Genomic DNA, 14,786 nt, shown 5'->3' with positions numbered 1-14,786 from the left:
TTATTTTATGAAACATTTAGGATACAGCCGCATTATAAAGGCCAGGGATTTAAGAGTATTAGCACGTTACACAGCCATAGCAGCCTGTATAGCCCCCTGCCAAAAGGGAAGGAAATATATCCCTTCAGCCTGGCAAAAAAACAAACCAGCCTGATTGCAATTTATTCAAATCCTATTATTTTTTTTAACTGACGGATAAAGTACTATTTTATTTCCCTCTCTGCCAATTTTTATTTGATAGTCGATTATACCATCCTTGTACAAGTCCAGCTTTAATTTGAGCAATTCTTTATTTAAAGCATCAGTCAGATATTTATCCATATAACTATCGTCTTTTTTTGCAGCGTGAGACTTCACTGTATCTGCATCATCAAATTCTTTTGCTATATCGAACAGTGATTTTTCTTTTTTGTTTTCCTTATAGTCCTTAAACATAGCCGAATCAGATAAATTTTTTGGTATTTTTCCCATTTGAATTACCTCCTCTGTTTACATTCTGCAAAAATATTATTAGGGCTCCCGCCATTCCGGCTATTACCACAGAGCAGACCGCAAAAGCTCCCATTATCAGCAGAAAATCATTATTATTAATTACTTTGTTATAAAAATCGAGCTTCTCTCCGTCCAATCGCCCCGCCATAGGAAAATAAAAAGCTCCGGCAAAAATATTCATCAATGCAAATGAAAAAGTTTCCAGAAGCACCGGTAATTTTTTTGCCACCTGCAAAAACGCCAGCCATAAAACTATTGCTATAAAAGCCGTTCTGCTGAAAATATAAAACATCACCGCAGAAAAATCAGCAGTCAAAAGCTGCTGTGCCGTCACTCCCTCCTCCTGTTTATTTTCCTGCTCGTTTTCAACCGGATCCGTACCGGAAGACGATGCGTCCGTTTCCTTATTTTTATCACTGCTGTCATCGGCATATCTATCATCTTTCTTAGATGCAGCATCTCGTTTGATATATTTATTATCACGTATTTTATCCGGCGCAGTATTTTTCTCATTATTTTTCAGTTCTGAATTACCCTGCGCTTTTTTATTATCCTTATCTGCAGCTTTGGCATGCTCATCTATTTCATTAGCGATTTTATCGGTATCTATGCCAATGCTCTTAATTTCCGGCATTTGCGGTGACGGAACGGCAGGTACACTGGGTATATGGATAGCCGGTGTTTCCAGCTCGGGAAGACGGATCTCAGCTGAGGCCGAACTTTCTGACAGAAAAAGCAAAATGATTGCTGATACCGCCAAACTAATCGCCGCTATCCAGTTATTGCTCGTTTTCTCAAGAGAGACGTTTTTTGAAATCATCATATCCAAAACTCTTCACAATTTCTATTTGTCCGTTTTTCCTGATAACAGCTATTGAGGGCAAAGGCATTCCATTAAATGTATTATTTTTTACCATGGAATAAATAGCCATATCACAAAAAATAATTTTTTGACCGATTACCAGCGGCTTGTCGAATGAGTAGTCACCTATAACATCACCCGCAAGGCAGGTAGCCCCGCCTAATGTATACGTGTATCCCTTTTTCCCCGGCATATCACTTCCCAGTACATCAGGACGATATGGCATCTCTATTACATCAGGCATATGACATGCAGCCGATGCATCCAAAATAGCCGTATGTTTACCATTTTCCACTATCTCAAGGATAGCTGCACTTAAGAATCCCGCATTAAGCGCTACAGCTTCCCCCGGCTCAAGATACACTTCGACATTGTATTTTGCGCGCAAATTTTTGATCAAATCAACGAGTAAATCTATATTGTACCCCTTCTTGGTAATCAAGTGACCACCGCCTAAATTCACCCATTTCATATGCTTGAGATATATGCCAAAGTCCTTTTCAACCACTGCAAGAGTCGCCTCAAGGTCTTCAGCTCCTTGTTCACATAAAGTATGAAAGTGCAGTCCGTTTATTCCCTCCAGGTATTCTCCCTCAAATTTATCGACAGTGATTCCCAGTCTGGACCCAGGCGAACATGGATCATAAATAGCATGTTCCTGAGTAGAAAAGCATGGATTAATGCGCAGTCCGCAGTCACAGCCTGCCGCCAGAGCTTCTTTGCCGAATCTTTTCCATTGAGAAAAAGAATTAAAAACTATATGATTGCATATAGAGGTTATTTCTTCAAAGCTCCTGCTGTCATATGCGGGCGAAAATATATGATTTTCACCTGCCATATACTCATGTGCCAGCTTTGCCTCATGCAATCCGCTGGAGGTACTTCCCGCCAGATATTTTGCAATAAGCGGATAAAAATAAAACATTGAAAAAGCCTTTTGGGCCAGCAATATTTTACAGCCGGCTTTTTTTTCTATTTCAGCAAGCTGTAATAAATTTTTTTCCAGCAGTTCTTCTGATATTATATAGCATGGTGTCGGTAATTTTTGTGCCGCCTCAATTATTATCTTATCCAGAACGCTCATCATCCTTTACCGAAATTTTTGTCATGGTGCAATCGAAAATATTATAAATACACTGCTGAAAGGGCATCCTTTATCACTGTTTTCGTCAGTCAATAAAAAATGCCCTGTCCAAGCTATTAAATTAACAAAATTCGTCTTCTGGGAAGACATGCCTTTATTTCAATCAACCAAAACAGGATCAAAGCTTTCTTTCCATGGAAGACCCCATTTATTAAGAGCAGCCATAAACGGATCGGGATCAAATTCTTCGACATTGTATACTCCCGGTTTTTGCCATTCACCGTTCATGACAAGCATTGTTCCGATCATTGCCGGCACACCTGTCGTATAGGAAACAGCCTGCGATCCCACTTCTTTATAGCACTCTTGATGGTCACATATATTATAAAGATAATAATTCTTTTCTCTGCCATCCTTAATTCCTGTAAAAATACAGCCTATATTCGTTTTACCGACAGTACGCGGTCCAAGACTTGCCGGATCGGGGAGCACAGCTTTCAAAAACTGCAGGGGAATTATCTGTTTCCCTTCAAATTCTATTGGTTCAATCGATGTCATCCCCACGTTCTGCAGACAGATCAGATGTGTAAGATAACTTTCGCCAAACGTCATAAAAAAACGAATGCGCTTTATTCCTTTTATGTTCGATCCTAAAGATTCAAGCTCTTCATGATGCAATAAATACATATCTTTTTTGCCGACTTCAGCAAAATCATAACTCCTTTTTATCTGCATGGGTTTTGTTTCTACCCACGTTCCATTTTCCCAATAACTCCCATTTGCAGTAACTTCTCTGATATTTATTTCCGGATTGAAATTAGTGGCAAACGGGTAACCATGGTCACCGCCATTGCAATCCAAAATATCTATGTAATTAATTTCATCAAAATGATGCTTCAATGCATATGCGCTGAATACACTTGTTACTCCAGGATCAAATCCGCTTCCCAAAAGCGCGGTTATACCTGCAGCTTCAAATTTATCACGATATGCCCACTGCCATTTATATTCAAACTTGGCCGTTTCCGGAGGTTCATAGTTTGCCGTATCTACATAATGTTTTTTTGTAGCCAAACAGGCATCCATTATTGATAAATCTTGATATGGCAGCGCCAGATTCAGAACTATATCAGGATTGTACTCATTTATTAAGTTTATCAGCTGTTCCGTAGAATCAGCATCCACCTGTGCAGTAGAAATTTTTGTTTTTCCACCGTCGAGCTTTTGTTTTAACGCATCACATTTACTTTTTGTACGGCTGGCAATCATAATATCATCAAAAATCTCGCTATTTTGGCAGCATTTATGAATAGCTACGCTCGCTACACCGCCACAGCCGATAATCAGTGCTTTTCCCATGAAAGGAGCCTCCCTTTTCTTTAATACTTCATATAGTATAGCAAAAAAAGTATTGTTTGTATTTAGCTAGTTCAATAATTACATTAATATTTACAAAATACATCGACTTATTTTATTACTTCCATAAATACAAACAATAAAAACCCTATTCCTCCGCCTACAATAGATCCATTCATTCGTATCCAGATAAGATCAACATTTATCTTAGAGTGAACAATATCGTTCAACTGTTCATCACTCATATTGTTGAGAGCACGCCTCACTATGTCGCCGACCATACTTTGAGCCTGCAGGGCAGACCGATTCAGCATATCATTTATAAGTGAATCAATAAGCTCTCTCATATTTTTATTATTGTGTATCACAGCAAAACATTTTTCTATTTCTTCCGCCGCCAACATTGTAACGCTTTTTTTCAGTTCAGTATTTCTGGAAGGATCGGACAGCTGCCCTTTTATATCATTCATATAGGCTAAAACCAATTTCTCCGTCATACCTGCATCCAATATTTTTTTCTGGAAAACGGCTATGGTTTCCTTCCATGCTTTTTCTGTGATCATTTCCTTTACAGACTTGTCAACAACAGACATAATGTCTTTATATACACGGCTCTGTTCATCTGACAGCTGTTCTGATAATACCAGCAGTTTCTTTTGAATCAATTTGGCACATTCTTCATTATTTATGACATCTAAAATTCCTCCCAGCGAAAGCCAGAATGAAGATGTTCCCGATTTTAATTTTTCATTTTCAAATTGTTCCAATGCTTTTTCTATATACACCAATCCCGCATCATCGGAAAACTTTTCCTCTGCGAAAGATGCCAGATTTTTTATGAATAATTTTTTCCATTCATTTCCTTCAAGCCACTTGTTGCAATATTTATCTATGCTCAAAACTACACCCATATTGCTGTCCAAAAATAAAGCCAATTTATCAGCCGTAATACCGATATCCAGCTGCGCTGCCTTCTGAAAAATAACAAATGCTGTTTTTTCGGCAAATATCTTCTTTTGTTCGGCGCTATCCAGCCATTGTATAATTTTTTCAGGGGCATTAAGCATTTTAATTCTTTGAAAGATTATCTTTTTAGCAAAAAACTGTTTTTGCACAAGACGAATTGTCGCCTCTGTAAATGCCTGTCTGCGTTTTGTCAAAATTGCCGTATGCCATGGTATCCCCAAAGGTTTTTTAAAAAGTGCCGATACAGCAAACCAGTCGGCTATACCACCTACCAATGCAGCTTCCACACAAAATAAAAAACCTTTGGCAATAACCCCCGGATACCTTACTTTGATCAACAGCGCAATTACAAAAAAGCAGGCTGCTGCCAGTAAAGTTTTATCAGCCCGATTGAATTTATGCATCAACTAAACATCCTTTCCGCGAAATAAGTCAAAACATAGAGCAGCATTCCCGCCAAACCTCCCACTAATGAGCCATTGATGCGGATCATTTGCAGATCACTGCTTATATGGCTTTCGACCAATGCAATAAAAGAATCTGTGGAATAATTATTTAGTTTATCTCTTATTATCTGCAAGATAAAAGGTGAACTTTTCGTGACAAAGGCACTAAGCTTTTCCTTGACCCAGCGATCAAAAGTTTTCTGGGCAGACTCATCACTTATAAATTTATTAACAGCACTGTCAAACGCTTTGTTTGCGATTTCAAGCAAATATATGACATTATTATCATCATTTGTATATATATCAATATATTTTTTTGTCCAGCCGGCTATATCTGCATTGCTTATTGCCTGATTTTCTACATCTTCAAGAATTTTATTAAACTTTTCATTTTGTGGTAATCCTTCAAGTACTCCCTGAAGCCAGGCAAAAAGTGCCTTGTATTCCTGACTATCATAATTTTTAAGATTTTCTGCCGTGACTGCCAGCTTATTTTTTATAATATTAATCAAATTCTCATCGCTCAGATCAAACATAGCTATTATCATTTCACGAAGTGTGGAGCCTTCCTTATACTCTTCCTTTATTTCATGCACCACAGGCTCAAAAACAGCCCTTGTGTTCTCATCATCCAATATCTTTATGACTAATCCATGAAAAACATGTGTCAGCTTTGCATAAACATCTGCATCCCCTAAATGCGATACAGTCTGTATTAAAATATCCTTCAATATGTTTTTCTGCCCATTCTTTTTTATTGCTTTTTCAATAGCAAAAGCCAGGCTGTCACTGTTAATATTTTGGAAAAGATTTATGAAAATAGGTTCGATTACTTTCTTCAATCTATTTCTTCCGCCAAGCTTTTCAAGATAAACTATAAACATTTTTGACATATCATACTGAACTATATCTTTCATTATATTTGAAGTATTTAATAAATCTTCGCCAATAAATGTAATTATCTCATCCATTATGCGCTGACGGTTACGCGGCAGAATAGCCGTCCTCCATGAAATCCCCAATGGTTTTTTAAAAATTGCCGTAATAGCAAACCAATCAGCCAGCCCGCCGATCATAGCCGCCAGAAATCCATTATGAATGATTCCGCCTGTGAACCCATCGGCGTTCAGTGAAAGCAATGTGCCTGCGATCATTACTATTAAAACAATAGTAGCCTGTGACTTTCTATTCATTTTTTCCCCTCAATAAAATATATTATATACTATATTTTACCACATTCTTAAAAATCGGAGCAGGCAGATTGAGTATATTTACTTCAAAATCAATAATTTATCCTTTGATAGCAATTAAAGATATATTTGTAAAATTCAATATAAAATATTTTAAATTATTGCTTATATAATCTTGTAAAAACTTTTCTTATCATGTATAATATTAATAAAGATTATCCATAAATAATTGATATAAGTTATGTTTATTATTATCGCATACTTTTATTAATTTGGAAAAGATATTATATATTATTGGAAAGAGGTTTTAGAATGAAAGATTTATTGATATACAAATGCGAGGTATGCGGCTATATACTGGAGGTAATCGATCTCGGTAAAAAACAGCTTATTGAGAGCGGAACCAGCTTTGCCAGGACCATAACAGTAGCCGATGCCAAATTGATCTGCTGTGGCAAGCCCATGACTCTGGTGCAAGCAAATTCAGTCGACGCTTCCAATGAAAAACATGTTCCTATCATTGAATTCGGCAATGATACTGCTGTCGTTAAAGTTGGCAGCATTAGTCATCCTATGACACCGGAACATTTTATAAAATGGATTACAATTTTATACGGAGACAGAATACAGCGTGTCGAACTTGAGCCCGGAGATACTCCTGAAGCATCCTTTCATATTGGCAATGAAAGTAATGTTAAGGCCTATGCTTACTGTAATCTTCATGGATTATGGATGTCCTCCGCCAGCAGGCAAAAATAAACAGCCTCGTCATTGCAGACTTTGCCGTTTGAATAGAAAAACTGTGCCGGAAAGTAATGTTTATATTTACTTTCCGGCACAGTCTTTTTCATTATTTACTGTATATAATTTTTCTTTTCTCGCCATCTTTTAATGTCCAAGCAGTGCCAGCATGATCCCACCGGAAATTGCCGTACCAAAAACACCGGCTAGATTAGGACCCATGGCATGCATTATTAAAAAATTATTTTTATTTTCCTCCTGACCGACAATATGCGATACACGTGCTGCAATAGGAACGGAGGCTATACCTGCCGAACCAATCAACGGATTTATCTTCCCTCCGCTGAGCTTATTCATGATACGGGCGCAAATTACCCCGGAAGCGGTGCCAAAAACAAAAGCCAGCAAGCCCAGCAATATTATCAGCAGTGTTTGCTCCGTCAAAAAATTTTCAGCCTTCATTGTAGAACCTATAGCGACGGTCAGTATCAATGTTATAACATTGAGCAATGAATTTGACACTGTTTCCGCCATTCTGTCGAGAAGCAGGCACTCACGCAATAAATTTCCCAGCATAAGCATGGTGATAAGCGGCGCGACCGGCGGCAAAAACAAGTTTACTATAACGATAATAATTATCGGAAAAACAACTTTCTCCAGGCGCGATACATAACGCGGCTGTTTCATAATTATCTGGCGTTCTTTTTTAGTAGTAAGAAATTTCATAACGGGCGGCTGAATAAGAGGCATCAATGCCATATAAGAATACGCTGCTACTGATATTTGCGGCAGCAAATGCGGTGCCAATTGCATAGTAGTATAAATCGCCATAGGTCCGTCTGCTCCCCCTATGATACCAATGGAACAAGCTTCAGCCAATGAAAATCCCAACAGCTTAGCCCCCAGCAGTGCTATAAAAATCCCCAGATGAGCCGCTGCCCCTAAAATTACGAGAGAAGGATTGGCAATCATTGGGCCAAAATCCGTCATGGCACCAACTCCTAAAAAAATCAGAGGAGGCAATATCAGCAATTCAACGCCTTGATATGCATAATGAAAAAGACCGCCTGCCTCTGCCAATCCCGAACCGGGTATATTTGTTACTATGCATGCCAGTCCTATCCCGACAAGTAGAAATGGTTCATATTTTTTACCGATTCCCAGATACAGCATTATCGCTCCGATAATTATCATTATAATGTTTCCTACAGAGATTGCCATAAGACCTGTCTGCATCAGCATTGCTTCCATAAGTTCACCAAAATCGATCATGCAAAATCACTCTCCCCGTTTTTCAATACTTGTCTTCTTCCTTTATCTCACCAAGCTTATTTATATATGGGAATAAATATAATATTGCACCAATTCCTGCGATAAACACAAAGCTTAAAATAAAGTCTATCAAACTTAATGACAGTGCACCTGTCAGATCATCAGAAATCATCATACTAACTCCTCCTTATTTTATCCCGTCCAACCGCTGATTTGATAAAAAACGGGTCCGATGTTCCGCATTTTCATATAAATGCTTTTTACTCACGATACTTCTTTTGTGCAGCCCATGCCCTATTTCTCCCTGTTCATCCCATGCGTCTATGCGCAGATCAATCTCATGGTCTTCAATATTGATTATACTTGCCTTGACCGTAACATGCATCCCCAGGCTGGTCGCTGCTGTATGAGTGAATTTCATGGTAAATCCTATACTGACAAATCCGTCTGGCAAATATTTATCTATTGTATTCATTGATGCTCTGATAGCCATATCAACGACTGCCGTTGTTGATAAAAATCTGTTCAGATCTTTTGAATAACTTCCCGCGGTATCTGATCTTTGCACTTCCTTTCTGATCATAGAATTTTGTCCTATTGTTAATAAATTACTCACATCAAACATTATTTTTTTCCTCCTTCAAATATCTACTCCCAACAGCATGCTTAAACTCTTCAGCAACGGTTTTTATCCGTCGAAGATTTATTGTCTTCATAATAGCATCTTTACTTTACCCAGTCTAATTCTTCAAACTACGTATATATATTACTTTTATGTATGATGAAACTGCCGCTTGCATCTGCAAAGCCCGCATATATTTGTACGTTCATATAATCACAAAGCCTGAAATTGAATAATACCAACGGTTCATTCAATTTCAGGCTTTGTGCCAAACATAATCTTCTTATTTTTTATTTTTAAATTGCTGCTCATTCATTTTATTATTTTAAGCTGAGCTCATCAAATTGATAACATATTCTCATACATACTTATTTTATTATTCAATCGTTATGATCTGCCGCGCATCTGCCTGACCAGTACCTTAATCGGCAGCATGTGCAGAATAATCAGGCAGATAAGTAAATCAGGAATGAGATATGAGGCATTGAATACTAATGAATACCAGTACGGTGATATTCCTTCTGGTGCATAGCTGCCGAAAAATACCGCCCCTGAAATGAAATGACAAATAAAGCGGCCGAAAATTCCCACGACAGCACCCATTAAAATATTTCTCTGAAAACATCCGGCAATACTCACAGCCATATATGGCAGCGGATAATCAAACAGTACCTGAACGGGATGAAGAATAAAGGGATCTTGTACTAAATTGACCAAACCATAAACAAAACCTGCCAATGCTCCCACAGCCGGACCATAAGAATATGATAACAACAGCAGCGGAACCATGCCTCCAAGTGTCACACTCCCTCCCTGCGGCATATGATATATGCGAAGCATATTCAATATGACTGTGAGCGCAATCATCAATCCCATATTCGTAAGTATTTTTGTCGTTAACTTTATCTGTTTTAGATAAAAAAATACAAAAATAATAATTAAAATTCCCGCCAATAAAAAAGCACCGGCCGGCTGCGCTGAAAGCTCCATAAACTTACTGTAAAAAATTTCCTTCATCTTAATTCTCCATTTCAAAATAAAGCACCGCTTTTTCCTGCCAGAAAAGCGGTGCTTTATTTGAACGCTTCCCTTCGCTGGCACTATCCAGATCAGGTAAAGGGTTACAGGAATACTATTCTTGTTCTCAGCCTTGCAGGCACCCCTAGCTTTATTTATTATTTATTTAGATTCATTTTACTACCAAACAAGTATTTTCACCAGCAAAATAGAGAAAAAGCGCCTAATCTATATTTATATTTTTGAATCATAATTTCATTAAATCCGGGCATTTTCATGGTATAATTTATAATATAGCTGTGAATACAATTAATAAGCTGTGCTTTTTTCCATATTTAATATTAAAGTTGGTTAAAATTCCCATTTTTAAAAGAATATTATAAAATATATTGCGCTTTTTTTAACCTTGGTCAAAGACCAGTCAGTACCTAATTCACTCAACATTTCTTCAGAAAAACTTACAGAAAATAGTTTACCTCACAGAACAACTATGTTTTAATTATAATTATGAGTTGATCAACGCTTTTCTATTTTCAGAAGGTTATATGCTTCTGATCAAATCCTGTTTTCTTCCTCATAACCGCAATTTTCATTCTCAATTATGAAAGGTAGTATTTCATGAAAAACCATCAACAACCAACTTCGCATACCGCCGGTATGGACAATTCTACTATTTGGCAGATCGTACCTGATTTGCTCTTGCATATGAATGCCGATGGTGTATTTTTGGGGTATAATCAACCCCAAAACATGAAACTTTATCTTCCTCCAGATGAATTTATAAATAAAAATATTAAAGATCTATTCTCCGAATACATTGCTGATAATGCTATCAAAAAAATTAAAAAGACACTTTACACAGACACTATCAGATATTTCCATTACCACATTATTATCGACGGCAGGAAAGAATATTTTGAAGCACGTTTTGTAAAGTATAATGACAATGAAGTTCTGGTCATTATCAGAGATATCACCGATATAACGAATATGAAAAAAAAGCTTGATTTTTTAAGCAATCATGATTCTTTGACAAAAGCATTCAATCGCAATTATTTTGACGAAGTCATGTCAAATTTTAAAAAAGAAAATAGGAAAAGTCCCTTTGGCCTCATGATCTGTGATATCGACAGTCTGAAACTGATAAATGATTCTATGGGGCACAGCATGGGAGACAAACTGATAAAGTCTGCCGCAAAAATATTATTTTCATGTCTTGTTGAAGGAGACTCATTATTTCGGATCGGCGGTGATGAATTTGTCATTATTTCTATAAAACAGGATATGTCTGAACTTGAAAAAAAAATAAAGCAATCTATTGAGTCATACAATAAACTTTATTCAAACATGTATCTTAGCGTTTCTCTCGGCTGGCAGTTATTTACCGACAAAAATAGCATCCAGAAAATTTTTGATTCCGCAGATAACAATATGTATAAAGAAAAGCTCTATAATACACCTATAGTCAGAGAAATAATCATAAACAATATCCTGTCCATTTTAGAAAAGGCGGATTTTTTGAAATATGACAATATTACCTTACTGAAATATCTATTGAAAATATATGCGTCAAAACTTCATTTATCGTCCTCTATAATTGGGCAGCTGGATAAACTGACCACCGTACATAATATAGGTCTTATTGGTATTTCAAAAAACACGCTGGCAAAAAAATTCCTTCCATCTGAAAAAGAACAGATAGAGCTGCGGCGCCACTGCGAAATCGGCTTTCGTATATTGAATATGTCCACAAAATACTCCGATGTGGCTGATTATATTCTCAAGCATCATGAAAACTGGGATGGCTCCGGTTATCCACTGGGTCTGTTTGGCGAAGAAATTCCCCTTATATGCAGGATTTTCAGACTGGCTGATGATTTTCATGCTATGCTTTTAATGGAATCACCGGTGTCTGGTCAGGCGTATGAATCCTTAGCCGCAAAAATTGAAAATGCATCGGGGAGTTTATATGACCCTTATCTTGCTGCGAATTTTCTCCTGACGATCAAACAAAATAAAGATGGTATATTGAGTGTATTAAAAACAGAAACAATAAATAAATCAGCAGAAAATGATCTGTAAAAGTGCCGCATGGAGATTACATAAATGAATAAATATATAGAGAAGGCTGAGCGCACACACAAGCTTACAGAGGATGAACTTGTTTCACTGCTTCAGGACCCATCCAGCAGCGGAGAACTTGCCATCTCTGCAGACCGGGTCCGCGCAAAATATGTGGGAAGTGGCATACATTTACGCGGTCTTATAGAATTTTCCAACATATGCCGCCAAAATTGCCTTTACTGCGGTTTGCGCCGTGATAATCCTAAGATAGAGCGCTATCGTCTCAGTGAAGCAGAAATTCTGGAACTTGCAAAAAAAGCAAAGAGTTATGGCTACAAAACTGTGGTATTGCAGTCGGGAGAAGATATTTATTTTTCCGTGAAAGTCTTAACGAATCTTTTGTATAAAATAAAAGAAATGGACCTTGCCATTACACTTTCTCTGGGTGAACGCAGTTTAGACGAATACAGAGCTTTCAAGCAGGCTGGTGCAGACCGTTATCTTCTGCGTATTGAAACCACGGACAAAAATCTTTACGAGCAGTTGGATCCTGGAATGAGTTTTAAAAACAGGAAAAGCTGCCTCTGGAATTTAAAGGAGCTGGGCTATGAAGTCGGCACAGGCTGCCTTATAGGATTACCCGGACAAACTCTGCATTCTCTTGCTCAGGATATCCTTTTTTTTCAGCAGCTGGACGCCGATATGATCGGCATAGGCCCATTGATTCCCAACATGGATACACCTCTGGCTTTTGCCGCTAAAGGCGATTTTGACCTGACAAAAAAAATGGTGTCACTGCTCAGATTATTGCTGCCGGAAGCGAACATCCCTGCCACAACAGCAATGGAAACATTGAAAGCAGATGCCCGCGTCATAATCCTGCAGGCAGGAGCAAATGTAGTGATGCCGAATGTTACGGAAGGTGATTACAGACGAAAGTATGCCCTTTATCCCGGTAAAATTTGCGTTGCCGATACTCCTGCTCAATGCCGCTGCTGCATAGGCGGGAAGATAAAATCCATAGGCAGATATGTTGCCCAGGACAAAGGTTTTCGATCGCATATCAGCACCAGATCATATTAATATACTATATTTGAAAGGGGAATTTTTATGTATGATATTTGTATTATAGGTGCCGGAACTGTCGGCATGAATCTGGCCAGAGAACTTTCAAAATACAAGCTCAACATTTGTGTGCTTGAAAAGGAGGCAGATGTGAGCTGCGGCTGTTCAAAAGGCAACAGCGGGATCGTCCACGGCGGATATTCAGACAAACCCGGTACTTTAAAAGCTGAACTATGCGTAAAGGGCAACAGAATGTATGCTCAGCTTGAAAAAGAACTGCATTTCGGTTACAGACAAACCGGTTCCTTTGTCCTTGCTTTCAGTGATGAGGAAATGTCCACATTACAAAAACTTTACGATTATGGTATAGCGAACGGCGTTGAGGGTTTGAAAATAATGGATGCAGCAGAAACCAGGCAGCATGAACCGCATGTAAGCAGCGAAGTAAGGGCATCATTATACTGCAGAAACGCCGGCGTTGTATCACCCTATGAATTTGTTATAGCGCTAGCAGAAAACTCTATAAAAAATGGCGTTGATGTACTGCTTGAACATAAAGTTGAAAGCATAGAAAAAAAAGATAATGTCTTTTCTGTCAAGACAAAAAAACAAACTATTGAAAGCCGCTTCGTAGTGAATGCTGCCGGTATATACAGTGATGCGGTTGCCTTGATGGCCGGCATAGATGGTTATAAAATAGTACCTCGACGCGGACAATACGTCATTTTAGACAAGGAACAAAGCCATCTGGTCAAATCAGTCATATTCCAGTGTCCTACCAAGCTTGGCAAAGGTATACTGGTAACGGCCACATACCATGGTAATCTTATGATAGGTCCCAATGCCGAAGAAATTGATGATAAGGCAGATGTAGGTACGGATGAAAATACACTCCGGCACATTACAGAAACAGCCCGCAAATCTGTTCCTGATATAGATATGCGCAAAGCTCTCAAATCATTTGCCGGCAATCGCCCGGCTGCCAATCAAAAAGACTGGATAATTGAAGAAAGCAAAATAAATGGCTTCATTAATCTTATAGGTATTGATTCACCGGGGCTTACATCCTCACCGGCGATAGCGCTGAAAGTAATTGATATATTAGAAAAAGCCAAACTTAAGCTGGAAAAAAATCCTGATTTTACAGCTGAACGCAAACCTATAATACGTAAAAAAACCGCCGATTTCAAAGGTGTGATCGACTCTCCTGATCCAGAGCTTAATATTATATGCCGCTGTGAACAGGTCACCGAGTCAGAAATAGTAGATTGTCTGCATCGAGGCATTCCCGTAAAATCTGTCGATGCCGTAGGACGCCGCACACGTGCCAGCTATGGTCGCTGCCAAAACGCCTTTTGCGGACCGCGCATACGAAAACTATTGGCCCGCGAGCTCAATGTTCCTATAGAAGAAATAGCCGAAAAAGGCAAGGAAACTTCTGGTCTTGCAGAACGGGCAAAACGTATGTCCCTGCTAAAGATGTAAATACAAAAAACTGTCAGTATACGCTGGCAGTTTTTTGTATTTACATCTTTTATTATTTGCTTCAAGCAATATAAATATTGCCAATTATTGCTCCTATAGTATAAAATATATCATGTTCTGATAT

Annotated in this window: 15 protein-coding genes and 1 riboswitch; of the genes, 5 read left to right on the top strand and 10 right to left on the bottom strand. The window is 38.2% G+C overall.

Annotated elements, in window-relative coordinates; genetic code table 11:
- Nucleotides 1–7: 7 nt before the first annotated feature.
- Nucleotides 8–154 (top strand): hypothetical protein, encoded by a 147-nt coding sequence (locus NXG61_RS08795; RefSeq protein WP_307222279.1) that lies wholly within the window; start codon nt 8–10, stop codon nt 152–154.
- A gap of 11 nt (nt 155–165) precedes the next feature.
- On the opposite strand, the gene NXG61_RS08790 is transcribed toward NXG61_RS08795, so the two are convergent.
- From NXG61_RS08790 to NXG61_RS08765, 6 genes are all read right to left on the bottom strand, one after another.
- Complete coding sequence (locus tag NXG61_RS08790) at nt 166–471, bottom strand: hypothetical protein (RefSeq protein ID WP_307222281.1); 306 nt, start codon at nt 469–471, stop codon at nt 166–168.
- Entirely contained in the window at nt 443–1,315 is an 873-nt protein-coding gene (locus NXG61_RS08785) for a hypothetical protein (protein WP_196605832.1), read from the bottom strand. Before NXG61_RS08785 ends, NXG61_RS08790 begins: the two co-directional genes overlap by 29 nt.
- Nucleotides 1,287–2,438, bottom strand: coding sequence for a carboxynorspermidine decarboxylase (gene nspC / locus NXG61_RS08780; RefSeq protein WP_307222497.1), 1,152 nt, complete (start codon nt 2,436–2,438; stop codon nt 1,287–1,289). Before nspC ends, NXG61_RS08785 begins: the two co-directional genes overlap by 29 nt.
- 159 nt (nt 2,439–2,597) lie before the next feature.
- A complete protein-coding gene (locus NXG61_RS08775; RefSeq protein ID WP_196605830.1) occupies nt 2,598–3,797 on the bottom strand; it encodes a saccharopine dehydrogenase family protein in 1,200 nt (399 codons plus the stop codon).
- Between the two features lie 107 nt (nt 3,798–3,904).
- Complete coding sequence (locus NXG61_RS08770) at nt 3,905–5,164, bottom strand: DUF445 family protein (protein WP_196605829.1); 1,260 nt, start codon at nt 5,162–5,164, stop codon at nt 3,905–3,907.
- Entirely contained in the window at nt 5,164–6,399 is a 1,236-nt protein-coding gene (locus tag NXG61_RS08765) for a DUF445 domain-containing protein (RefSeq protein ID WP_307222284.1), read from the bottom strand. Before NXG61_RS08765 ends, NXG61_RS08770 begins: the two co-directional genes overlap by 1 nt.
- Nucleotides 6,400–6,708: 309 nt before the next feature.
- Here NXG61_RS08765 and NXG61_RS08760 point away from each other — a divergent pair, with 309 nt between their 5' ends.
- Nucleotides 6,709–7,155 (top strand): desulfoferrodoxin family protein, encoded by a 447-nt coding sequence (locus tag NXG61_RS08760; RefSeq protein ID WP_196605982.1) that lies wholly within the window; start codon nt 6,709–6,711, stop codon nt 7,153–7,155.
- A gap of 129 nt (nt 7,156–7,284) precedes the next feature.
- On the opposite strand, the gene NXG61_RS08755 is transcribed toward NXG61_RS08760, so the two are convergent.
- The 4 genes from NXG61_RS08755 to thiT form a co-directional block, all read right to left on the bottom strand.
- A complete protein-coding gene (locus tag NXG61_RS08755) occupies nt 7,285–8,409 on the bottom strand; it encodes a sodium ion-translocating decarboxylase subunit beta (protein ID WP_231038686.1) in 1,125 nt (374 codons plus the stop codon).
- Nucleotides 8,410–8,431: 22 nt separating this feature from the next.
- On the bottom strand, nt 8,432–8,584 hold the full coding sequence (locus tag NXG61_RS08750; protein ID WP_196605827.1) for a hypothetical protein: 153 nt from the start codon (nt 8,582–8,584) through the stop codon (nt 8,432–8,434).
- Nucleotides 8,585–8,596: 12 nt separating this feature from the next.
- Nucleotides 8,597–9,034 carry a thioesterase family protein gene (locus NXG61_RS08745; RefSeq protein ID WP_196605826.1) on the bottom strand — a complete coding sequence of 146 codons (438 nt, stop codon included), beginning with the start codon at nt 9,032–9,034 and terminating at the stop codon, nt 8,597–8,599.
- Between the two features lie 384 nt (nt 9,035–9,418).
- A complete protein-coding gene (thiT, locus tag NXG61_RS08740) occupies nt 9,419–10,048 on the bottom strand; it encodes an energy-coupled thiamine transporter ThiT (protein WP_307222286.1) in 630 nt (209 codons plus the stop codon).
- 52 nt (nt 10,049–10,100) lie between these two features.
- A riboswitch (TPP riboswitch) is annotated at nt 10,101–10,205 on the bottom strand.
- A 461-nt stretch (nt 10,206–10,666) separates the two neighbouring features.
- On the opposite strand from thiT, the gene NXG61_RS08735 reads away from it, so the two are divergent.
- The 3 genes from NXG61_RS08735 to NXG61_RS08725 are packed head-to-tail and all read left to right on the top strand — an operon-like array spanning nt 10,667 to nt 14,662.
- Complete coding sequence (locus NXG61_RS08735) at nt 10,667–12,130, top strand: diguanylate cyclase domain-containing protein (RefSeq protein ID WP_307222288.1); 1,464 nt, start codon at nt 10,667–10,669, stop codon at nt 12,128–12,130.
- 24 nt (nt 12,131–12,154) lie between these two features.
- Nucleotides 12,155–13,195, top strand: a complete 1,041-nt coding sequence (gene hydE, locus NXG61_RS08730; RefSeq protein WP_307222289.1) for a [FeFe] hydrogenase H-cluster radical SAM maturase HydE — start codon at nt 12,155–12,157, stop codon at nt 13,193–13,195.
- 27 nt (nt 13,196–13,222) lie between these two features.
- The gene (locus tag NXG61_RS08725) at nt 13,223–14,662 is read left to right on the top strand and encodes an NAD(P)/FAD-dependent oxidoreductase (protein WP_196605822.1); all 1,440 of its coding nucleotides are present in this window, start codon (nt 13,223–13,225) and stop codon (nt 14,660–14,662) included.
- Nucleotides 14,663–14,786 lie beyond the last annotated feature (124 nt).

Source organism: Pectinatus haikarae (genome assembly GCF_050916305.1).
Lineage (GTDB): Bacteria > Bacillota > Negativicutes > Selenomonadales > Selenomonadaceae > Pectinatus > Pectinatus haikarae.
This window is presented reverse-complemented; position numbering and strand designations above follow the sequence as displayed.